This is a genomic window from Streptomyces odontomachi (assembly GCF_024435355.1).
Lineage (GTDB): Bacteria > Actinomycetota > Actinomycetes > Streptomycetales > Streptomycetaceae > Streptomyces > Streptomyces odontomachi.
Genome location: NZ_JAMJWG010000002.1, coordinates 480,846 through 502,887, shown reverse-complemented (window position 1 = coordinate 502,887; position 22,042 = coordinate 480,846). Strand labels below are relative to the sequence as shown.

Annotated in this window: 19 protein-coding genes; 12 read left to right on the top strand and 7 right to left on the bottom strand. The window is 71.4% G+C overall.

All coding sequences use genetic code 11. The annotated features are described in order from the left end of the window. The first annotated feature begins 20 nt into the window (after positions 1–20). From NQO67_RS06790 to NQO67_RS06780, 3 genes are all read left to right on the top strand, one after another. Positions 21–695: a class I SAM-dependent methyltransferase gene (locus NQO67_RS06790; protein ID WP_255947981.1), complete on the top strand. Its 675-nt coding sequence runs from the start codon at positions 21–23 to the stop codon at positions 693–695. A 56-nt stretch (positions 696–751) separates the two neighbouring features. Next, positions 752–1,534, top strand: coding sequence for a thioesterase II family protein (locus NQO67_RS06785; RefSeq protein WP_255947979.1), 783 nt, complete (start codon positions 752–754; stop codon positions 1,532–1,534). A 61-nt stretch (positions 1,535–1,595) separates the two neighbouring features. Beyond that, positions 1,596–2,807 carry a cytochrome P450 gene (locus tag NQO67_RS06780; RefSeq protein ID WP_255947977.1) on the top strand — a complete coding sequence of 404 codons (1,212 nt, stop codon included), beginning with the start codon at positions 1,596–1,598 and terminating at the stop codon, positions 2,805–2,807. A 69-nt stretch (positions 2,808–2,876) separates the two neighbouring features. Here the strand turns inward: NQO67_RS06780 and NQO67_RS06775 are convergent, their stop codons facing one another. Beyond that, on the bottom strand, positions 2,877–3,953 hold the full coding sequence (locus NQO67_RS06775) for a M4 family metallopeptidase (RefSeq protein ID WP_308295622.1): 1,077 nt from the start codon (positions 3,951–3,953) through the stop codon (positions 2,877–2,879). A 517-nt stretch (positions 3,954–4,470) separates the two neighbouring features. On the opposite strand from NQO67_RS06775, the gene NQO67_RS06770 reads away from it, so the two are divergent. Continuing rightward, positions 4,471–8,109 carry an nSTAND1 domain-containing NTPase gene (locus tag NQO67_RS06770; RefSeq protein WP_255947967.1) on the top strand — a complete coding sequence of 1,213 codons (3,639 nt, stop codon included), beginning with the start codon at positions 4,471–4,473 and terminating at the stop codon, positions 8,107–8,109. A gap of 71 nt (positions 8,110–8,180) precedes the next feature. Here the strand turns inward: NQO67_RS06770 and NQO67_RS06765 are convergent, their stop codons facing one another. Both NQO67_RS06765 and NQO67_RS06760 read right to left on the bottom strand, forming a co-directional pair. Further along, on the bottom strand, positions 8,181–8,363 hold the full coding sequence (locus NQO67_RS06765; protein ID WP_255947966.1) for an alpha/beta fold hydrolase: 183 nt from the start codon (positions 8,361–8,363) through the stop codon (positions 8,181–8,183). 1 nt (position 8,364) lies between these two features. After that, a complete protein-coding gene (locus NQO67_RS06760) occupies positions 8,365–9,009 on the bottom strand; it encodes an alpha/beta fold hydrolase (protein WP_255947964.1) in 645 nt (214 codons plus the stop codon). A gap of 96 nt (positions 9,010–9,105) precedes the next feature. Here NQO67_RS06760 and NQO67_RS06755 point away from each other — a divergent pair, with 96 nt between their 5' ends. After that, positions 9,106–9,603 carry a MarR family winged helix-turn-helix transcriptional regulator gene (locus NQO67_RS06755; RefSeq protein ID WP_255947962.1) on the top strand — a complete coding sequence of 166 codons (498 nt, stop codon included), beginning with the start codon at positions 9,106–9,108 and terminating at the stop codon, positions 9,601–9,603. Here NQO67_RS06755 and NQO67_RS06750 read toward each other — a convergent pair. The 3 genes from NQO67_RS06750 to NQO67_RS06740 form a co-directional block, all read right to left on the bottom strand. Next, positions 9,581–10,798: a hypothetical protein gene (locus NQO67_RS06750; protein WP_255947961.1), complete on the bottom strand. Its 1,218-nt coding sequence runs from the start codon at positions 10,796–10,798 to the stop codon at positions 9,581–9,583. The genes NQO67_RS06755 and NQO67_RS06750 overlap by 23 nt on opposite strands. 101 nt (positions 10,799–10,899) lie before the next feature. Beyond that, a complete protein-coding gene (locus tag NQO67_RS06745) occupies positions 10,900–12,303 on the bottom strand; it encodes a hypothetical protein (RefSeq protein WP_255947960.1) in 1,404 nt (467 codons plus the stop codon). Positions 12,304–12,365: 62 nt separating this feature from the next. Beyond that, entirely contained in the window at positions 12,366–13,172 is an 807-nt protein-coding gene (locus NQO67_RS06740; protein WP_255947959.1) for a GntR family transcriptional regulator, read from the bottom strand. Positions 13,173–13,411: 239 nt separating this feature from the next. On the opposite strand from NQO67_RS06740, the gene NQO67_RS06735 reads away from it, so the two are divergent. The 4 genes from NQO67_RS06735 to NQO67_RS06720 all read left to right on the top strand — a co-directional run bounded on the left by NQO67_RS06735 (position 13,412) and on the right by NQO67_RS06720 (position 17,837). Then, positions 13,412–14,644, top strand: coding sequence for an ABC transporter substrate-binding protein (locus NQO67_RS06735; RefSeq protein ID WP_255947958.1), 1,233 nt, complete (start codon positions 13,412–13,414; stop codon positions 14,642–14,644). Positions 14,645–14,778: 134 nt separating this feature from the next. Next, positions 14,779–15,699, top strand: coding sequence for a carbohydrate ABC transporter permease (locus tag NQO67_RS06730; protein ID WP_255947957.1), 921 nt, complete (start codon positions 14,779–14,781; stop codon positions 15,697–15,699). Continuing rightward, positions 15,696–16,595 carry a carbohydrate ABC transporter permease gene (locus NQO67_RS06725; RefSeq protein ID WP_255947956.1) on the top strand — a complete coding sequence of 300 codons (900 nt, stop codon included), beginning with the start codon at positions 15,696–15,698 and terminating at the stop codon, positions 16,593–16,595. Before NQO67_RS06730 ends, NQO67_RS06725 begins: the two co-directional genes overlap by 4 nt. A gap of 3 nt (positions 16,596–16,598) precedes the next feature. After that, complete coding sequence (locus tag NQO67_RS06720) at positions 16,599–17,837, top strand: HTH domain-containing protein (RefSeq protein ID WP_255947955.1); 1,239 nt, start codon at positions 16,599–16,601, stop codon at positions 17,835–17,837. Positions 17,838–17,942: 105 nt separating this feature from the next. On the opposite strand, the gene NQO67_RS06715 is transcribed toward NQO67_RS06720, so the two are convergent. Continuing rightward, positions 17,943–19,019: a mandelate racemase/muconate lactonizing enzyme family protein gene (locus NQO67_RS06715; RefSeq protein WP_255947954.1), complete on the bottom strand. Its 1,077-nt coding sequence runs from the start codon at positions 19,017–19,019 to the stop codon at positions 17,943–17,945. A 374-nt stretch (positions 19,020–19,393) separates the two neighbouring features. Here NQO67_RS06715 and NQO67_RS06710 point away from each other — a divergent pair, with 374 nt between their 5' ends. From NQO67_RS06710 to NQO67_RS06700, 3 genes are read left to right on the top strand one after another with little or no spacing between them, the layout of a single operon-like run. Continuing rightward, a complete protein-coding gene (locus tag NQO67_RS06710) occupies positions 19,394–20,518 on the top strand; it encodes a DegT/DnrJ/EryC1/StrS family aminotransferase (RefSeq protein ID WP_255947953.1) in 1,125 nt (374 codons plus the stop codon). After that, positions 20,515–21,261 carry an amidohydrolase family protein gene (locus NQO67_RS06705; protein WP_255947951.1) on the top strand — a complete coding sequence of 249 codons (747 nt, stop codon included), beginning with the start codon at positions 20,515–20,517 and terminating at the stop codon, positions 21,259–21,261. Before NQO67_RS06710 ends, NQO67_RS06705 begins: the two co-directional genes overlap by 4 nt. Further along, the gene (locus tag NQO67_RS06700) at positions 21,261–21,995 is read left to right on the top strand and encodes an amidohydrolase family protein (protein WP_255947950.1); all 735 of its coding nucleotides are present in this window, start codon (positions 21,261–21,263) and stop codon (positions 21,993–21,995) included. The genes NQO67_RS06705 and NQO67_RS06700 overlap by 1 nt, the downstream gene beginning before the upstream one ends. Positions 21,996–22,042: the final 47 nt, after the last annotated feature.

Sequence of the window (22,042 nt, the reverse complement as noted above, 5' to 3'; positions counted from 1 at the left end):
GACATCCGAAGGAGACAGCCATGTCGCGTCAGAAGGGCACCGGTCCCGGTGCGTTCAGCCCCGAGGGCGACCCGGTCGAGCTGTACTCGATCCTGCGTGCCGGCCGGACGCCCCAGGTGGTGGACGGCGCACTGCCACGCGCAGCCTCGGTACTGGAACTCGGCGCGGGCACCGGACGCCTCACCCACCCGCTGGTCGCGCTGGGCCACCAGGTGGTCGCGGTCGACCACAGCGCCGAGATGCTGGCCAGGATCGAGGGGGCCGAGACCGTCCACGCCGAGATCCCGGAACTGCGCCTCGGACGGACCTTCGACGCCGTCGTGCTGGGCTCCTGCCTGGTCAACCTCACCGACGCCGAGGTGCGCTACGAGATGATGGCCACCGCCAGGCGGCACGTACGCCCCGGTGGCAGCGTGCTGGTCGAAAGGGCGCTGCCCGAGTGGTTCACCGGTGTCGGCGAACCCCGGGTGTGGGACGACATCACCGCCACCCTGGTGAAGCTGGAGCAGCTCACCCCCGATCTGGTGCGGGCGTTGATGGAGTACCGCTGGGGAGAGAGCCGTTGGACACACCTTCAGATCGTGCAGTTCCTCGACGACGACACGATCGACACCTATCTGGAGGCGGTCGGGCTGCGCCGCAAGGAGTGGATCACAGCGGACACCTCGTGGCTCACCGCCGCCCCCGTCGACTGAGCACCCCCAGCTGAAGAACCCGCAGCGCACCCCCCATGTGAAAGCGAGGCGCCCGCGTGCACGCTTCCCGCACCGTCCCCCGGATCGAGGGTGACTGGTTCTGGTTACCGGTTCCCCGCCCGTACGCCGCCGTTCGACTGCTCTGTTTCCCGCACGCCGGTGGCGACGCCACCGCCTTCACCGCGCTCGGTCGGCTGTTGCCCGAGGAGATCGAGCTGTGGGGGGTGCGGATGCCCGCGCGGGGCGGACGCGCCCGCGATCCCTACCCGGAGAGCTTCGGCGACCTGGTCCGCGCGGTCAGCGACGCCGCGCTGCCGCACCTCGACCGGCCTTACGCCGTGCTCGGCCAGAGCATCGGCGGCCTGGTCGGCTACGAGGTGGCCAGGAGGCTGAGCGCCCGGCTGGCTCCGACCGCCTGTGTCGTCATCGGCTTCGCACCCCCGCACACCTGGCGGGAACTGCCCGGCACCCGCATCGACGCCGATGTGCGCGAACTGGCGGACTTCATGCTCCGCAACGACGAACGCGCCGGCGCGGTGGTCACCCATCCGGCGCTACGGGAGCGGGTGCACCAGGTGCTCCGCGCCGACATGGGTCTGGTCAGCACGTACCGCGATCCGGGCACCGGACCGCTGGACTGCCCCCTCCAGTCCATCCTCGGCGCCGACGACGAGGCGGTGACAGCGGCGGAGATGGCGGAGTGGGACCGCTGCTCCACCGCCGGCCGCGGGGTCGACGTACTGCCGGCCGGGCACCTGGTGCTCCAGTCCGGCGAGAGTGCCGTGCGCCGGGTGGCGGGCATCGTGCAGGACCTGCTGCTGCCGGCCCTCCACCAGTGAGCCACGGACCGACGGCGGAGCCGAGGAACCGCAACCGACGCCAGCGCAGCTGAGGAGCAGCATGAACACGGCAACCAGTGCGACCACCCTTCCCGACCTGACCGAGCCCGCGTTCTGGGCCCGTGCGGACAGCCATCTCGTACTCCGTGAGCTACGCCGTCAAGCGCCGCTGTGGCGACTGGAGTCGGAGACGGAGGGGCCGTTGTGGTGCGTGCTGTCCCATGCGCTGGCCGGCGAGGTGCTGGGCGACGCGGCCCGGTTCAGCTCGGAGCGCGGGTCGCTGCTGGGCACCGGCAGGGACCGTGCACCGGCCGGGGCGGGGAAGATGATGGCGCTCACCGACCCGCCGCGCCACCGGGACCTGCGGGGCCTGGTGATGCCGTTCTTCTCCAAGCGCAAGGCGGCGGAGCTCAAGGGGCGGGTGGCCGCCCTGACCCGCCGGGTGGTGCAGGGTGCGCTGCACGCGCCGGAGACCGACTTCGTCAGGGAGATCAGCACCGCGGTTCCGCTGAACGTCATGTGCGATCTGCTGGGTGTGCCGGACGAGGACCGGGACCACGTGGTGCGCATGTGCGACCGGGCGTTCCTCGGCGACACCCCCGAAGAGCGCGCCGAGGCACACCAACAGTTGCTGCCCTACCTGTTCGCACTCGGCATGCGTCGCCAGACCGACCCACGGGACGACATCATCAGCACCCTGGTCACCCACGAAGTGGACGGCCATCGACTGCCCCTGGACGAGGCCCTGCTCAACTGCGACAACATCCTCGTCGGAGGGGTGCAGACGGTACGGCACACCTCGACCATGGCGATGCTCGCGCTGACCCGGCACCCGGACGCCTGGCGGGCCATGCGCGCGGACGGGTACGACGCGGAGCTCGGTGTCGAGGAGTTGCTGCGCTGGACCTCGGTGGGCCTGCATGTGCTGCGCACGGCACGGGTGGACACCGAACTCGCCGGACGGCGCATCCGGGCGGGGGACCGGCTGGTGGTCTGGACACCGGCCGCCAACCGGGACGAGGAGGAGTTCGAGGCCCCCGACCGGCTACGACTCGACCGCACCCCGAACCGGCATGTGGCGTTCGGCTGGGGCCCGCACTACTGCATCGGTGCGCCACTGGCCCGGGTGGAGCTGGCGTGCCTCTTCGACGCGCTGACCGAGGCGGCCGCATGGGTCGAGGTGCTGCGGCCCCCCGTGCCCAACCGTTCCCTCATCAACTTCGGGCTCGACTCCCTTGACGTTCGCCTGCATGCGCGCCGACCAACCGGTTGACGGGGCCGGACGACCGTGGGCGCCGGATGGTGCGCCGCCCACGGCCCGCGCCCTGGTGCGCGCTCCGGGTCAGGTCACGTTGACCGCCGACCAGGCTGCGGAGACCGCGCTGTACTCCGGGCTGCCGGAGCCGTACAGGTCGGCCGCAGCGGCGAGCGTCGCGGCCCGCATCGCCCGGTAGTTGCCGGTGGAGGTGAGGTAGTCGGTGAGCGCGCGGTACCAGATGGCCGCAGCGCTGTCCCGTCCGATGCCGGTCAGGGTGGCGCCGTTGCAGGTCGGGCTGTCGTAGTCGACGCCGTTGATCGACTTGGCGCCGCTGCCCTCGGCGAGCAGGTAGAAGAAGTGGTCGCCCACCCCGGACCCGTAGTGGACGTCCATGCCGCCGACCGCGGAGGACCAGCAGTCAGGGGAGACGCCGTCGCGTGAGGGCCGGTCCATCCACCGCAGGTCGCCGGTGGGGTCGAACATCTCGCCGAGGGTGTAGTCGGGCACGTCGGCCGGAAGGTTCTCGTACCACTCCACCATCGTTCCGAAGACGTCGGACGTCGACTCGTTGAGGTCGCCGGGCTCGCCGCTGAACCCGAGCCCTGCGGTGAACGACGTGAGTCCGTGGGTCAGCTCGTGACCGGCTATGTCCAGGGAGATGGGGTGATCGAGTCCGTCCCCGTCGCCGTAGGAGATGCAGAAGCAGGTGTCGTCCCAGAAGGCGTTGTTGGACAGGGTGCCGTAGTGCACGACGCTCGTCACCCCCACCCCGTCGTCTCTGATGCCCTGCCTGCCGAACTCCTCCTTGAAGTAGTCCCAGAACGCGACGGCGGAGAACTGCGCGTCCACCCCGGCCGACTGGCGATGGGAGGGGGCGTCGTCGCCCCAGATGTTGTCGCTGTCCGTGAGCACCTGTCTGGTGGTGGCGTCGATCGTCCTGTTGTTGCCGCGGGTGGGGTCCTTCAGGAGGTACGTCCCGCCGGCGAGATCGGTGGTCAGCGGAACCGTACCGACGTTGATGCCGTAGCCGGTTCCGAGCGTGGCGGTCCGGACACCGGCCCCGGTGTCACGGTCGGGCCCGGCGGCCTGGGCGTTGGAGGGGGCCAGGGCGAGCAGGACGCATGCCGACACGGCGGCTGCGACGGCGACCTTGCGCTTCATCTGATGGCCTCTCGATCGACTGTGCCGGGGCCGGGCCCCGGCATCCCCTGACGCCTGATCGGCGTCGCGTCGCAGCATGGCCCGCGGCAGCTGCCCGCCGGGAGAGTCGTGTCGGGATATGGCTGACTTTCAGCGCTGCGGGGTGCTTTCGGGTTGAGAGGTGCCGCGTGTTCCCCAACACGCGGCACCTCTTCCCCTTCCCCCTCGGCGGTTGGCTTGTCGGGAGTGGCTCGACCGCGGGGCGCCCCGTCCCCCGCAGCGATCAGGGTTCAGGACGGGGACGTCTTCTGGTCCCGAGGTGCTCGCATCACTGAGTTCAGCCGCTTGCACATTGTTTGGCAGGGGTGTTTCGGCGACCAAACAATGGCCGGGAGTGCTGTTCTTGAAGGGGTGCGAGTGCGTAAGGCTGGCAGCTGGCCTGGTGTAACGGCTTCACTGGCCTGGTGTGACGGCTTCAGGGGTGCCGGGGGGTGCGGTGGGGCGTCGTGAGGTGCCGGTGGATCCGAGCGCGGGTCCGGTGCAGCGTTTTGCCTTCGAGTTGCGCAAGCTGCGGGCGGAGGCGGGTGGCATCACCTACCGGGGGATGGCGCAGCAGGCGGGCTACTCGGTCACCACGCTCTCGCAGGCGGCCGCGGGTGAGCAGTTGCCGACGCTGCCCGTCGTCCTGGCCTACGTACGGGCGTGCGGGGGCGACCGGGAAGCGTGGGAGGCACGGTGGCGTGCGGCGGTCGAAGACAGTGCCACCCGGCCCGCCGCGGACGAGGACGGTGTCGATGCGCCCTATCGGGGGTTGGCGCGGTTCGAGACCGGTGACAGCGGTCGGTTCTTCGGTCGGGAGCGGCTCACCGCGGATCTCCTCGACCTCTTGGGCCGCCGCAGGTTCGCAGCCGTGTTCGGACCCTCCGGGAGCGGGAAGTCGTCCCTCCTGCGCGCCGGTCTCGTCCCTGCCCTGCAACACCCTCAGGAGCCGGGCCTGCGGCTGGCCGCGATCCGGATCCTGACCCCGGGGAGTCGCCCGGCCCACACGCATGCCGATCTCCTCGCGCGCACCGGCACCCCCTCGGGCGGTGCGCTGGACACGCTGCTGATCGTCGACCAGTTCGAAGAGACCTTCACCCTCTGCCACGACCCGGCCGAACGCGCCCGCTTCATCGACCTGCTGCTGACCGCCCGCGGGCCCGGTAGCCGATCACGGGTGCTCCTCACCGTCCGTGCCGACTTCTACGGCCACTGTGCCGGACATCGGGAGCTGGCCGAGGCGCTGCGCGATGCGCATCTGCTGGTCGGGCCGATGAGCACGGCGGAGCTGCGCGAGGCGATCGTCAGGCCGGCCACGGCCGACGGGCTGACGGTGGAGCGGGCGCTGACCTCCCGCCTCGTCGAGGAGGTCGCCGACGCCCCCGGCGGGCTGCCGCTGCTGTCCCACGTGTTGCTGGAGACCTGGCGCCGCCGCCGGGGCAAGACACTGACTACGGCCGGCTACGAGGCCGCCGGCGGTCTGAACGGCTCGATCGCCCAGACCGCCGAAGACCTCTTTGCCCAGTTCTCCGCGGACCAGACGGCGATCGCCCGTCGCCTCCTGCTTCGCCTGATCATCCCGGGCGACGGTGTCCCCGACACCGGGCGCCCCGCAGATCGCACCGAACTCCACGCAGACACCCCTGGTCCCGAGCGCGACCTTCTGGAACGTCTCGTAAGAGCCCGGTTGGTCACCCTGAACGACGGGGTCGTCGAGCTTGCGCACACGGCACTGATCACGGCCTGGCCCCGGTTGTACGCGTGGATCGAGGAGGACCGTGAGCGCCTGCGCGTCCATCGGCGGCTGACGGAGGCGGCCGCGGCGTGGGAGGAACTGGGCCGTGAGGATGAGGCCCTGTACCGGGGGAGCCGACTCGACTCGGCCGAGGAGGCCTTCGGCCCTGATGAGCATCATCACCTCACCGTGCTCGAACGTGAATTCCTCGTCAGGAGCACGGCCCAACGCGACCGTGAGCAGCAGGCAGCCGCCCGCACCACGCGCCGGCTGCGCTCCCTTGTCACCGCGCTGTCGGTACTCCTGGTCATGACCCTGGCTGCGGCCGGACTCACGTTCAGCCAGCGCCAGGACCTCCTTGCCCAGCGGCGCACGATCCTCGCCGGCCATCTCGCCGCGCAGTCCAGCGCCCTGCGCACCAAGAACTTCGACCTGGCGGCCTTGCTGGCTGTACAGGCCTACGAAACCTCGCCCACCAAGGAAGCCACCGCTGCCGTCTACGCCATCGGCGCCAGCCCGCTCCAACGGACCATCAGACTGCACGGCCGCCACATCGCCGACTCCGTCGTCTTCAGTCCGGACGGGCGCACGGTCGCCGCCTACGGATATTCCAGCGCTTCCCGCTTACAGCTGCTGGAGGTTGCCACCGGCCGTAGACGCGTCGAATTTCCCGGCCTGGCGGCAGTGCGTTCTGCCTTCTTCAGCCGGAACGGCAAGAGGATCCTCACTGTTGACGGAGGTCCGAGCGATGACAGACGCCAAGCCTCGGTGGGCAACACGAAGACCGGTGCGGTGCGTACCACGTTCGTTGCCGAGTTCCCCGTGGCGGCTTTGGTATCGGCTGCCCGAAACCGCACGCTCGTCGTGGACTACGACGGGGGAACGTGGGACATGGTCACGGGGCGCCACCTGTCGACTCTTTCCGAGTACTCTACGTTTCAGGGGCATCCTCCGGTGAGTCCCGACGGTCACCGTCTGGTCGCCATCGACCGCGCCGGTACCGTCCGCACCTGGAGTCTCGACGAGGGACGACGCCCCACTCACACGTTCACGGTGGCGGGCTTCGACGCAGACCAGCCCTCCGCAATCAGTGCCGACGGCCGGACCTTGGCCGTGGCAACCCCGAGCGGCAGCGTGGAAGTGTGGGACGTGGCCGCCGGACACCGACGTACCACCCTGACCTCTCAGGGTGCTGACGTGACGGACGTGTCCCTGAGCCGCGACGGTCGGAGTCTGGCGGCTGCGGACAGTGGCCACACCGTCCGGGTGTGGAATACCGTCACCTCCACCATGCAGGCCGGTCTCATCGGCCACCTGGGCGCCGTGACCTCCATGGCCTTCAGCCCGGACGGCCACACTCTCGCGACGGTCTCCCACCAGGATGCGACCGTGCGCATCTGGGACCTCGCACCATCCGCACGCAAGTCGTTCCCGCTGTCCGGTGGGCGGGTCGACAGCACTGCGCTCAGCCCTGACGGCCGCCTGCTCGCCATCGCGCACGACGCCATCACGCCGCGTTCGGTCACCAGCACGGTACAGCTGTGGGACCTGGTCACCAACCGAAGAAGGATCCTGTCCACCGGCCCGTACCGAGCGCTCCTCGCCTTCGCGCCCGACAGCCACACCCTCCTGGAACAAGGCTGGCCACGCACGCACAAGGTCCTGTACGACACCACGTCGAGGAAATCGAAACGGTCACTGCCCACAGACGGGGCGCTGGCCACGGCATTCAGTCCCGGTGGCCACACGTTCGCCCAGGTCAACCTCGACGGCAGAACCACCGTCTGGAACATGCGGACCGGAGCCCGCGAGGCCAACCTTGCCAGTTCGGCCCAGCTTGCCTCATCGATTGCCATCAGCCCCGACGGCCGTCTCCTTGCGATAGCCAAGGGCGGGACCACGCGGGTGTGGAACACCCACACGGGAAGCATCGAAAGGGAGCTCACCATGCAGGACGAACCTGTACCCGGATCAGCTTCCCTCGTCGCCTTCAGTCCGGACGGCCGCACGCTTGCCACCAGCAACAAGAACACCGTACGGCTGTGGGACGCCGACGGTGGTCAGTTGAAGGAAGAGCTCAGTACCACGGCGACCACCATGACGTTCAGCCCCGACAGCCGCACTCTCGCCACTGCGGCGAGCAACGGTGACATCGTGCTGTGGGACACCTCCACCGGGAGTGAGCGACGCACCCTGACCGCCGGAGATGCGGTGGCAGCCCTGGCGTTCAGCCCGGACTGCCGCACGCTGACCGCCGAACAACGCGTCGACCACTCCGTCCTGACCTGGCACATCGTCCTTCCCGACCCGACCGCCGTACTCGACGGCATCCGTCGGGCAGTGGGCCGGGACCTCACTCCAACGGAACGACAGCGGTACCTCTCGGCATCGGCGTCAGGTTGAACCGGCGAGCCCGAGGGCGGCCGTCACGCGCGCCGGACCACCTCCGTGCGACAGCCGTGACACCGGGCCCGTCATCCCAGGAAATCCATCAACCTGCCGTTCAGCTGCTCCGGCGCGGTCAGCGGCAGGGAGTGGTGGGTGGCTCCGGGCAGCACGGCCACCTCGCCCTGCGGGAGGGTCCGGCGGGCCCGGTCGGCGACCCTGACGGTGTGGTGGGCGCGGCTGTGCTCCGCGAGCAGCACCAGCACCGGCATCTCAAGGTCCGCGGTCCGGGGACGGCCACCGGCAATGATCTTGCGGCCGGGAACGGTGCCGGCCAGCGCGTAGAGGCGTTGCCAGGCCTCGTCCGGGTGGATGTCCGCCGTCTCCCAGGCCAGGAAGGCACGGGCGCGGGCCTCGCCGGGGCGGACCAGGGTGGGCAGCGCGCAGCAGGTAGCCGGGGCGGAACCCGGCGAAGACCTGCGTGGGGTCGATGAGGGCGAGGCGGTCGACCCGCCGCGGTGCGTGGAGCGCGTATCCGACGGCCAGCCAGGCGCCGTACGAATGGCCGCACAGGTGTGTGCGGGCGAGCCCCAACCCGTCCAGGAGGGCATCCAGCCAGGACATGAGGTCGTCGGCGCGCTTCAACGGGGTGCCCCGGCGTTCGGTGCGGCCGGCGTCGCCCATCAGGTCAACCGCATGAACCCGGTAGCGCCTGCCCAAAACCGGTGCGTTGGCGAACCAGACCAGGCCCGTGGCGGAACCGCCGGGCAGCAGCACCAGCGGGCTGCCGTGCGCCGGACCGTACACATGGACCCGGGTGCGCCCGTACGGTGTGGCGACGTCACGCTCCTCGGTGGAGTCGGGCCAACGGGCGCGGAGCTCGTCGTAGGCAAGGTCGAAGGCGGAGGGCAGGAGCACCGGCATTCCTCTCGCTGAGCGGTAATCTCGTTCAGCGAGATATTATGTCGGGATCCGCAGGGAGCGCGCAGGGGCGACGGGGACGAGGGAGGGCGCATGGACGACCAGGGCGCGGTGATGCGGCTGGTTCATCTGCTGCGTGCCGTCACCGTGGAGTTCGACCTGCTCGGCGCGGAATTCGGCGCGCGCCACGGGCTGCATCCCACCGATGTGCGCGCGCTGATCCACTTGTTGGACGCGGCACGGTCCGATACGCGTGCCACGCCCGGGTGGCTCAGCGAGCAGCTGCGCCTGAACTCCGCCGGGACCACCGCCCTGGTGGACCGGCTGGAGCGGCTCGGACTGGTCCGGCGCAGCAGGGACACGGCTGACCGGCGACGCGTCCTTCTGGAGGTGGAGGAGAAGGCCACGGAACTCGGGTGGACGTTCTTCGGGCCGGTGATCGGCGGGGTGGTGGCCGCCGCTGAAGGGTTCGGGACGGGCGAGTTGGAGACGGTGCGGCGCTTCCTGACCGCGGTACTGGAGGGCGTCGACACGCACGCGATCGCTGACCAGGACGCCAAGCGCAAGCTCAAAGGTGGAGCTGGTAGGTGACGAGTGGCCGACCGCTGCCCTCGAGGCCCTGACGCCCGGTCGACTGGGCGGCGCCGGCCCGCTCCAGGCGGTTGAGCACCCGCCGGGCCGTCCGCTGCTGAACGCCCAGCGCGGCGGCGACCGAGCGGGTGGTGACCGTGGTGTCGTCCTGCTCGGCGAGCATCTTCTGCAAGCGCACCAAGGTGGACTTCGACAGGCCGGCGCGCTCGCTGAGCAACGACAGCGAGGGGCGCCGGGGTGTCCGCAGCGGGTTGCCCGACAGCGTGAGGTCGATGTCGTTGCGCATGGAGACGGCGGCTGCGACGTCGCCGAGGCGGCCGGCGCGGCTCAGGGCGCGGCGGGCGAGAGTCTCGGCCTCGGCCGTGGTCGCGCCGATTCCGAACCCGACCCGGATGCCGCCGTGGGTCGCCCCGAGCTTCGTGACCAGGGGCAGCTCCGTGAAGCCTGCGGTCGATGCCTCCAGCGGCCCCCGCGTGGTGAAGATGAGGAACCGGCCGTCGGGCTGCGCCACCACGGTGCCGCCGAGGCCGCTGGCCTCCCGCCGGAGGTCCGCCTCGGCCGCCGGGTCGACCTCGCACATGCCGACCGCCACCTGCGCGTCGTCCGACCGTGCCTCGCCGAAGGCGACGAGGAGTTGCTGCATGGCGTACCGGACCGAGTGGATCGACGGCGCCAGACGGATCGCCGTGGTCTCCGTCTTCAGCACGCTGTAGGCGGAGCGCAGACACGTGATGGCGGCGCCGGCTCCGTCCGCCGCGCACTCCCGGTGGAACGCGATGATGTCGGAGGCGGTCAATCCACGGCGATAGGGGAGGACGCGCGCGCCGGAGGTGGCGATACCGGCCTCCGTCAAGGTCTCCTCCACCTGGCCGGACTCAAGGATGTCGACGCTGAACGACGACGGGTCATAGCCGTCGCGTAGCAGCTGGATCATCGCGTTGAGCAGGGGCGCCCCGGTGTAGTTGACGAAGCCCGCCGGCCGGTCGAGCAGGCCGGCCGCGGAAGCCGCCTCGTAGGGCATCACGCCGGTGAACAGCCAGACGTCCACATCACCGGGTGCTCCTCGCACCACGTCGGCGGTCTCGGTTTCCGAGCGGTACGGCAGGGCGACGGCGGAGACGCCGGGCACGGCAGCCACGAGCTCGCAGGTCGACGCCGCCAGGTCGTGCGGGCCGACGACACCCACCGTGACCATCCGAGGTCCCTCTTCCGTCCCAGCCTGCGAAGATGACGTTGCCGCCGGTCATCCTATCGGCGGCAGGCCGCGCACGGTGGGGTCGGCCCTGCCGGGCTCCGCTACGTCTCCGACGCGCTTCCGGGTCCGCCGGCCGGTCCGGCGGTGGCCTGCGCCAGCAGTGCGACCGCGCGGGCCACCAGGGTCTGCGCGGCGTCGGCGGTGAACAGGCTGCTCAACGCCTCGTAGGTGCCGGCGCGGTGGGCCGCGTCATCGGTCACGTAGCCGAAGTAGCCGTCGCTGTAGCCGACCACGCGGACGGTGTCGGGCGCGCCGGCGGCGACGATCCGCTCGGCCAGGGCGCCCGTCAGCTCCACCGGCAGATGGACCCAGGCGAGGCCACCGAGCGTGACCACGCTGATCGGCAACCGCAACGTGCCCGGCAGCGCCGCCTCGACCAGCCGCACCTGGCGGCGGGCCCCGTCGAGACGGGTGGCGGCGATCCGTGCCTGTGGCGTCTGGGGCGTTCCGGCGAGGGGGCGCCATGCGGCCTCGGCGGCCGCGAGCTCACGCGCTGCCTCGGCGGCGGTGGGGCTGGGGCGCACCGGCAGCTCCACGGTGGTGCGCAGCACGCGCGGCAGCGCCCCGGGTACCAGCGCCCGTGCCTCCTCGTGCACGGCACGCAGCACCGGTCCGGCCAGCACCGCACCGAACCGCGCGACCTCCGCGAAGTCCCGCCCGCGGCGCAGCAGTCGGGGGCTGGCGTCGCCCGCCGGACCCTGGAGGAAGCCGATGGCCGGGGGAGGGGTGCTCGGCGCGCCCGCGAAGGCGGCGACCGCGGCCAGCGCGCCGCCGAGGACGGCGCGGGCGGCGCCCGGCCAGTCGGCCGACCACAGCAGGTTCTCCGGGCCGAGCACCGTGGGGTGGCCGGCGTGGTCGTACAGCAGTGCCTGCACCGTGCCGCCGGGCGCACGCAGCACCAGCACTCCCGTGCGGTCGTCGTGCGGGCCCTGCGGGCCCTGCCGGTTGGCGGCCACGCCGGGAGTCGCGGCCAGGCACCAGTGCGCCTCGACCGGTTGTGCGGTCGTGGCGGCGTCTTCGGCCAGCGCGCCCACCGCCGCCACCAGCTCCGCCACCAGGTCGTCCTCGCGCTCCTCGGTATCCGCCGGGTGCAGCGCTCCGACCCAGCCCGCAGGTCCCGAGTGGGTGTGGGAAGCGCAGACGACGACGTGTTCCGGAGGGATGGCGAGGGCCTTGCCGACGACGGCTCGCAGGTCCTCGGCCAGCGACACGTCGACGGCGATGGAGTCGAGCGTGAGCCAGGCGGCGCTGCACGGCCCGGCACTCAGGCAGATCAGGGTGGCCTGCAACGGATCGTGGCGCCCGAGCGCACCGGCGTCGCCACGCGCCGCGTACCCGCCGAGCGGGTGGCCAGGATCCGGCGTGATGTCGCAGGTCGCGGTGTGCAGGACGAGCCCGGCCGTGGGCGCCGACTGCGGCTGCCCCGGGTCACGTTGGACCGGCACGGTGGGTTCCCCTCGCAAGCGCGGTGCGTCGGGCCGAGCCTAGAGAGGGCCGCACCCCGTGGTCAATACTGGTGCGTACCAGTATGCGTACCCGTGGGGAGAGGCCTCCCCGGGCGCTGCACCTGGACCATCGCCTCGTACCGATCACCGCGGTACCACGACCGCCCGGCCTCCATCACGAGCCCGCCCTCGTCGTAGCTGACCCGCTCCACGCACAGACACGGCTCGGTGGCGTCGATGCCGAGCAGGGCGGCATCACCGGGGCCCGGCAGTACGGCGGTGATCCGGTTCTGCGCGGTGCCCACCCGTACCCCCCAGCGCTGCTCCAGCTCCTCGTACAGGGACCGGTCCGTCCAGTCCAGGCGGGCCAGTTCGGGAAACCGCTCCAGGGACAGGTGTGTCCGTTCCAGCGCCATCGGCTGCCCGTTCGCCGTACGCAGTCGCTCCAGCCGGAGCACCGGCGAGCCCGGACCGACCTGTAGCCGGGCGGCGAGGGCGGGGGTGGCCCGCTCCGGGGCCGCGGACAGCACGGTGCCGCCCGGCCGTATGCCGCGGGCGCGCATGTCCCGGCTGAACGAGGTGAGCAGGTCCATGTGCCCGAGGCGGGACTCGGCGACGAAGGTGCCGTGGCCGTGCCGGCGGAACAGCACGCCGTCGGCGAGCAGTCGCTCGACGGCCTGCCGCACGGTCGTTCGCGCCACGGTGTAGTGCTCGGCGATGACCCGTTCTGAGGGCATCAGGGCGCCGGGGCCCAGCCGATCGGCGAGCCCCTGGAGCACCTCGGCCAGCGCCTCGGCCTTCGGCGGTCCCTCCGGTAGCCGTGCAGGCAGCGGTGACCCGGCGGGCGGCTGGTGTCGGGGACGGGGCATCGGGCCAGTATTCCAACTCCGCCGCCCCTCTCGTTGACGGCGAGGCGGGACCGCCCTGCGGAGTTCCGGAACTGACCGGAACTCGAAGGGAACTTGAAGGTGCGCCAGGGTGCAGCCCCGGGGATTGACAGTCGCCGCTGACGAGCAGCAGACTCCTGCACATTTAAGGTCCAGGCCGAAATGGTTGGCTCTACGGCACCGTCTGCATGGCCGTGGCACGAGAGGACGAGGTGGCAGAGATGAGACGCAGGATGGCGATAGCCGCAGTCGCAGTTGCCGGCGCGCTGCTGGCCGGCGGCTGCGGCGGCTCGGGCGACGACGCCTCCACGGTGACCATGTGGACGTATCCGGTGATCGCGGACGAGAAGCAGCACCGCGCGTACTGGGACGAGGCGGTCAAGGAGTTCGAGAAGAAGCACCCCGAGATCGACGTCAAGGTGGAGATCTTCCCCTGGGCCAACCGTGACGAGGCCCTCACCACCGCCCTGGCGGGCGGCAAGGGCCCCGACGTCGCCTATCTGATCCCGGACCAGCTCCCCAAGTACGCCCCGAACATCGAGCCGTACGACGAGCACCTCGGGCCCGCGGCGAAAAAGGCCTACCGGCCCTCCGCCCTCCGGGCGACCACCGTCGACGGCAAGCTCCTGGGCGCCCCGCTTCTGATGAGTACCGAGCCGCTGATCTGCAACAAGAAGGTCTTCGACGCGGTGGGGCAGAAGACCTACCCCACCAGCTGGGACGAACTGCTCGCCATGGCCCCGAAGTTCAAGGCCAAGGGCTACGACATCACCACGTACAACGGCGACACCGCCAACGCCACCCTGAACGTCACCTACTACCCGCTGCTGTGGCAGGCCGGCGGTGACGTCTTCAACAAGGACGGCACGTCCGTCGCGTTCAACAGCCCGCAGGGCGTGAAGGCACTCGACTTCCTGAAGCGGCTCGTCGACGGCGGCTATGTCGAGAAGGCGCCGCTCACCAAGACCAGCCCCAACATCGAGCAGACCCGGGTGGCCCAGAACAAGGTCGTCGCCTGCACCTGGCAGCACCTCCCCACCGAGGTGCAGAAGTTCTGGGGGAAGGGCAACATCCACGTCGTCGGCCCGCTCAAGGACGTCAAGCAGGTGGGCTACGGCACCGTCGGCTCGCTGGCGATGTTCAAGAGGACCAAGAACAAGGGCGCGGCGGCCGACTGGATCAACTTCGTCACGTCGAAGAAGCTGATGGACGGCTACGACAGGGAATCCGGCTTCTTCTCGCCGCTCACCGGAAACGACCTCTACGCCGGTGACCCGGTGTCCAGCGCCATGGAGAAGACGCTCGACCAGGTCGACGTGGGTCCGCTGTACGAGAAGTCGCGCGATGTGATGGGCGTACTGGCCCCGGAGATCCAGGCAGCGCTCATCGGCAAGAAGTCCCCCCGGCAGGCGCTCGCCGATGCGGAGCGGGCCGCCAAGGGGATCACGGGCTGATCCCGGCCGACCGACGGCCCGGTCCGCGGTCCCTTTGTCGCCCTGACGGACGGACCGCGGACCGGGCCCCGGCGAACCCCCGGCACGCGGTGGCCGATCGCGCCCCGCAGCAACGCGAGCCAAGGAGGAACCGCGTGGCCACCCACCTGACCGTCCGCAAGCACGGCCCCGCGCCGCCGGCGCGGCGCCGCTCACCGCTGGTCCGCCGGGAGGCCGCGGCGGGCATGCTCTTCGTCCTGCCGTGCTTCGTGCTCTTCCTGGTCTTCCGCTTCGGCCCCGCGGTGGCCGGCGCCGCGCTCGGCTTCTTCGACTACACCATCGGCGGCACGGCGGAATGGAAGGGCCTGGACAACTTCCGCCGCCTCGTCGACGACCCGGTGTTCTGGTCGGCCCTGAAAGTCACCCTGCTCTACGCGCTGTTCGCGGTTCCGACCACCGTCGTCGCCGCCCTCGGCATGGCGCTGCTCACCCGGCGTGCCTTCCGCGGCGTGCGGTTCTTCCGCTCGGTGTTCTTCCTGCCGGTGATCACCAGCCTGGTGCTGGCCGGAGCGATCTTCCGCTGGGTCTTCTCCGCCGGCGGCCCGTGGTCCACCGTCCTCGGCTGGGTGGGTCTCGGGCACACCCCGTGGCTGGAGGACACCACCATGGTCATTCCGGCGCTGGCGCTCGTCGGGGTGTGGTCCCGCTTCGGCTACGGCATGCTCATCCTGCTCGCCGCACTCCAGAACGTGCCGCGTGAACTGGAGGAGGCCGCCACCGTCGACGGCGCCGGGCCCTGGCAGCGCTTCCGGTACGTCGTCTTCCCGCAGCTGCGTCCCGCGCTGTTCTTCCTCGCCGTCATCGAGACGACCATGTCCTTCCAGGCCTTCGACGCCGTCTACGTCATGACCGGCGGCGGCCCGGCGCACGCCAGCTACACCCTCGTGTTCGATCTCTACGAACAGGGCTTCAAGTACTTCGACCTCGGCTACGCCGGTGCCATCGGCGTCGCCCTGTTCGTCATGACGCTCGTGGTGGCGCTCATCCAGCGGCTGCTCCTGGGGAGGGAGAAATGACCCTGACCACCACATCCCGTCCCGGCCCCGCCCGGACGGCCCCCCGCCCATCCGCCGCCGACGCCGGCCGCCGTGCGGTTCGCGGCCGGCGGCTCCGCAAGGCCGTGCGGGGCCTGGTGCTCGCCGTCGCCTCCCTGGTCGCGATCTTCCCCTTCTATGCGCTGATCGTCCTGTCCCTCAAGCCGGCCGAGGCGATCCGCTTCCCGGAGAGCCTCACGCCCTGGCACCTCGACGGTGGGGCGTACGCCGGCATCCTGGGGGCGCAGGACGTGCTGCGCTGGGCCGCGAACACGGCCGTGTACGCCCTCGTCTCCGTGGTCATGGTGCTGCTGCTCGCCTCGATGGCCGGCTACGCCTTCGCCAAGAAGCGCTTCCCCGGCAAGGAGCCCGTCTTCTGGTCCTTCATCTCGATGGTGATGGTGCCCTACCACGTCACTCTGGTCCCCACCTTCATCCTGATCGCGGAGACCGGCGGCGTGGACACCTACTGGGGACTGATCATCCCGACCCTCGCCAACGCCCAGGCGGTGTTTCTGATGCGGCAGTTCATCCAGGCACTGCCGGACGAGCTCTTCGAGGCGGCCCGTCTCGACGGTTGCTCGGAGTGGCGGGTATACGTATCCATCGTGCTGCCGCTCACCAAGCCCATCCTCGCCACCCTCGGGGTCTTCATCTTCCTGTGGCACTGGAACGACTTCCTCTGGCCGCTCGTCATCGGACAGAGCACGGACATGCGCACCCTCACCACCGGCATCGCCTCGCTGAACCAGCAGAACGTGCCGCTCAACGAGGTGCTGGCCGGTTCCGTCGTCGCGCTCGTGCCGATCTTCCTCGCCTACCTGGTCGGACAGCGATACGTCCAGGAGGGCGTCGTCATGTCCGGCATCAAGGGGTGATCCGTGCTCACGGTCGGGGTGATCGGTCCTGAAGACGTGGTGCAGAAGGTGCTGGCCGTCGGCAGCGGCTCCGCGACCACCCGGCTGACGGCCCTGCCGTACCGGCACGAGGACGACGCCCTCGACGTGGTGCGCGAGGCGCGATCCGGCGCCGACGCGCTGCTGTTCACCGGCGTGGTGCCGCACGCCCTGGCGGCGGCCGAGGGGTTGCTGGACCGGCCGGCGATGTACGTCCCCTACAGCGGCGCCACGCTGCTACGCGCCCTGGTGGAGCTGCTGCGTCTCGGCCACGACGTCTCCCGGATCTCCATCGACACGCTGGAGCGCAGGGAGGTGACGGAGACGCTCACCGAGGCCAAGCTGCCCACGGAGCATGTGCACGTGCTGCCCTACCGACCGGGCCTGACCTGCCAGGACCTGGTGGACTTCCACCTCGCGGCCCGGGACCGCAAGCACACCCGAGTGGCCATCACCTGCCTGGGTTCGGCCTTCCACGTGCTGGACAGCACGATGCACGCGGTGCGCCTGGCCCCTTCCCGGCACTCCATCCGCGACACGCTACAGGCGCTGGTGCTCGCCGCGTCCGCCGCGCACAGCGGGGATGCCCAGGTGGCCCTGGGCATCCTCGACGTCCCCGCGCAGGACGCCGAACTGGCCGCCGACCTGGCCCTGCTGGGCGGCAGTCTCGCGCACCTCCCGGACGGGCGTCGGCTGGTGGTCACCACCCGGGGGGTGCTGGAGAAGGCCAGCGAGCGGTTCACCCGGCTGCCGCTGCTGGACGCGCTGGCGGCCCGGCATCCGAACGCGCACGTGGGCTTCGGTCTCGGGCGCACCGCCGCAGAGGCGGAGTCGTTGGCCCGGCGGGCGGTGAACCGGGCACGGTCGGTCGGCGCGGTGGCCGGTGTGGTGTCGATGCAGGACGACGTCGACATCGTCATCGACGCGGGCGCGGGCGGTGCCGGCCAGGAAGCGTCGGAGCTGTCCGGACCGGAGAGCCTGGCGCTGCTGGCCCGCCGGGTGGGGCTGCACACGCAGACGCTGAGCCGGCTGCGCGAGCTGGTCGAGGCCCACCCCGGCGAAGGGCTCACGGCACAGGCCGTCGCCGACCACCTGGCCGTCCAGCAGCGCACGGCTCGCCGCGTCCTGAAACGCCTGGAGCGGGCGGGCGTGGCCGTACCCGTCGGCAGCGAGCGGGGTGAGCCCGTCGGGCGCCCGCGCACCGTCTACCGCGTGCTGATCTGAGCGACGGCACACATTCGTGTGTGCATCCGGGGGACAGGCGTTCCGGCGGATCATGCCGCGGGGACCGGTTCGATCCGTCGGGTCAGCCGGTCCACCGGGTGCGCCCTACCCCAGCTCGTGCCCCAGACCGGCACCCGTCGGCACCTTCACCCACCCTCCGGTGGCGGACGTGAAGGCCGCCGGCGCCAGTGGCTCCCCCTGCACCATCAGCGGGCCGACCAGATCCGCCGGGACCGTCGCATGCGGGAGCGCGGCCGCCAGGTGCACCGCCGCCAGTGTCGCCACGCCCAGCTCCGGCATCGTGCCGATCTTCACCGCCAGGCCCGCGGCCTCCGCGAGGGCGGCGATCTGGCGGGCCCGGTACAGGCCGCCCACCTTGAGGATCTTGATGTTCAGGACGTCCACCGCGCCCCGCCGGATGAGCTCCAGCGCACCGTGCAGCGACTGCATGCTCTCGTCCGCCATCACCCGCACGCCCACCCGGCCGCGCAGCGCCGCGAGGCCGGCCACGTCCCAGTGCGGCAACGGCTGTTCGATCAGGTCGAGACCCGCGTCGGCCATCGCGCGCAGGGTGCGGGCGGCACTGGTGGAGTCGTAGCCCTCGTTCGCGTCCAGGGAGAGCTCCACGCCCGCCGGCAGCGCCGCCCGTACGAGACGCACCAACTCCACGTCCAGGGCGGGGTCCACGCCGCCCTTCAGCTTGATGTGCACGAAGCCCTTGCCGGCGAACTCGACGGCCTCCGCGGCCATTTCCTCCAGCGTGCCCAGGCCGACCACCCAGGCGGTCGGCACGCTCTCCCGTATCCGCCCGCCCAGGAGCAGGTGCACCGGCCAGCCGGCGGTGCGGCCCGCCAGGTCGTGCAGGGCCATGTCCAGGGCGGCCTTGGCCAGGTGCTGTCCGCGGATCGCGGTGTCCATCGCCACGTGCGCGCCGGCCAGGTCGAGCGGGTCACGGCCGTCGAGCGCGGGGGCCAGGTGCTCGGCGATCGCCGCTCGTAGGCCCGCCATGGTGTCGCCGGTGAACGCGGTCATCGGTGAGGCCTCGCCGTAGCCCCTGTGCCCGTCGGCGCTCTCCACCTCGACGACGAGGCTGACGAGTTCGGGACTGCTGCCGCTGCTGATGACGAAGGGACGCACATACGGCGCGCTGACGACGCGGGTACGGACCGAGGCGATTCTCAAGCGCGGCTCCTGACGCTGCGGCCGGAAGCGCTCCAGCCAGTGGTCTACTTACGGTCTAGACCGTAACTTCCCAGGTGGGCGGTGACAAGATCTCGGAACGTCATCTCGTGGCGGCGCGGCCGGGGTTGCTGCGGCTCTCCAGGCCGCGGTGGCCGGCATCTCCTGCCGTGATCTCGCCGCACGGTGACTCGCCGCGACGCGTGCGCAGTGCCGCGGCCTGCCGCACCCGCGCGCCCCGGTGCGGACCGGGCGCAGCATCGCCCCCGGCGCCCACCACACCGGCCGCCAGGACGACGTCTTGACGCGCTGTAACGGTGACACTTAGGTTCCGGTCCAGGCCATAATCGCGAGCAGCGTCGAGAGGATCCGCCGTCATGCCCGTACGGGACAGGCCATTTCCCTCCGTACTCGACCCGCAGGGCCGGACCCTGGGCGCCGAGGAGCGCGCGGCGGTGCTGCGGGTGCTGGAGTCCGGTGTGCTGTGCAGCACGTTCGGTGTCGAAGGCCCGGCGCTGGAAGGCGACATGGCGCGGTTGTACGGCCGGCAGGCCGCGGTGGCGTGCAGCTCCGGGACGGCGGCGCTGCACCTGGCGGTCGCCGCGGCCCGGATCGGCCCGGGCGACGAGGTCGTCACCACGCCCATCTCGGACTTCGGCACGGTCGCCCCGGTGCTGGCCCAGGGCGGTCGGGTGGTCTTCGCCGACGTCCGGCCCGAGGACGGCAATCTGGACCCGGACGCCGTCGAGGCGGCGATCACGCCGCGCACCCGCGCCGTCATCGCGGTACATCTCTTCGGCGGCGCGGCCGACACGGGGCGGCTGCGCCGGATCTGCGACGCGCACGGGCTGATCCTCATCGAGGACTGCGCGCAGGCCTGGCTCGGCGAGGACGCGCAGGGCAGGCTGCTCGGCACCACGGGCGACATCGCCTGCTTCTCCCTGCAACAGTTCAAGCACATCACCGCGGGCGACGGGGGACTGGCGATCACCGACGACGCCGAGCTGGCCCGCCGGATGCGCCTGTTCGCCGACAAGGGCTGGGATCGCACCGAGGGCCGCATCCACCGCGAGCTCGGCCTCAACTACCGGATCACCGAGCTGGCGGCGGCAGTGGCGCGGGCGCAGCTCGGCAAGGTCGCGGAGGTGGTCCGCAGGAGGCGTGAACGCGCCGAGCAGCTGGTCGCCGCCCTCGCCGGGCTGGACGGCGTGAGTCTGCCGCCGCAGCGCACCGGCCACGCGTGGTGGCTCTTCCCGCTCCGGGTGGACGACAACGCCCGCTGGGCGAAGGCGCTCACGGCCGAGGGGGTGCCCGCGATGTCCGGCTACCTGGAACGGCCGCTGTACGCCAACCCCGCTCTGCCGGACCAGCCTCCCGGGGGGTGCCCGGAAGCGGAGCGCCTGATCCACCGCACGCTGGTGGCCCTCCCCTGGAACGAGGCCTACACGCCGGCCGACGTCGCCGACATCGCCGAGGCGGTACGCCTGGTGCACCGCTCATGACCGGATACGAGTGGCTGGCGCCGAGCCCGCAGGAGCGGGTGCGCTGGGACGTCGACGTCCTCTACGGCGCCTGGCCCCGCCACCCCGCCGACCTGGACCTCGCGGGGGTGCGCGCCCGGCTCGCCGGCTCGCCCGTCGAGCGCGGCCTCGCGCTGCACACCCGTGGCGCCCTCTTCGACGCAGCCGAGGGCAATGCCCAGACCCTCCAGGACCTGAGCGGCTGTCCGGAGCTGCTCCCCGTCGGCACCGCCGACCTGCGCGACGCCCTCGCCGCGGAGCCCCAGCTCGACGCTCTCGTGGCGGCGGGGGTGCGCTTCCTGCGCCTGTTCACCGCCGAGCAGGGCGCGCCGGAACCCGGCTTCCCCGGCTACCGGCACGTCGTCGACCTCGCGCTCGCCCGCGGCCTGGTGCTGCTGCACGACGGGGACCCGCGGCGTTACGGGCCTGCGCTCGCGGACCGCGGCGCCGACGTCGTCTTCCTCGACCTGCACGCGTACTTCCTCGCCGACTTCCTGCTGCTGGCCCGCCGTGAACCGGGCTTCCGCGCCACCACCCGGATGCTCTCCGCGCCGGACTCCGTCGAGCGCGTGGTGGAGAGCGTGGGCGCCCGGCACCTGGTCTTCGGGTCGCGCACGCCGTTCATGGACATCGCGCCGCAGACGCTGCGGCTGCGCTACGCCGGTATCTCCGCGACGGACCGCGCGGCGATCTCGGGCGGCAACGTCGAGGAGCTGCTGGGCTGATGCCGATCATCGACGTGCACGCGCACTGGGGGCCCTGGCCGTTCCACATGGACGTGGCCGGGGCCGGGCTGAACCTCCGGCTGATGGACCGCTACGGCATCGACCTCCAGCTCGTGTCCGCGTCCGAGGCGGTGACCTATGACGCGGTCAGCGGGAACGCGGCGCTGAGCGAGGTGCTGGCCGGTGAGCCGCGGCTGCGCGGCTACGCGGTCGTCAATCCGAACCGCATCGAGGAGAGCGCCGCCGACCTGCGCCGCTGCCTGGCCACCGGACGTTTCGTCGGGGCGAAGATCCACACCACCTATCCCGGACGCGCCATCGGCTCCCCGCAGATGCGCGAGGCCTTCGCCATGCTCGACGAGGTGGGCGTGCCCCTGCTGCTGCACACCTGGGGCACCGATGTGGCCCTGCTGCCCGGCCTGCTCGACGACCTTCCGCGGTTGCGGGTCATCGTGGGCCACGCCGGCGGCGACGCCTGGCAGGAGGCCGCGCACGCGGCGGCCTCCTGCGACCGGCTGTACCTGGAGCACTGCCGTACGGTCGCGGACGCCGGCCGGGTCGCGTACGCGCGGCAGGCCGGGGTCCCGGTGGAGCGGCTGCTGTTCGGCACCGACGCCACGCTGGTCGACCCGTGCGTGGCCCTCGGCGTGATCCGCGACGCGGGCTTCACGGCGGACGAGCGGGAGCGGGTGCTGTGGCGGAACGCGGCCGAACTCTTCGGATTCGAGATGTGACGCCCGTTCGAGATGTGACGCCCGATCGAGAGGCGCGGCCCGGACGG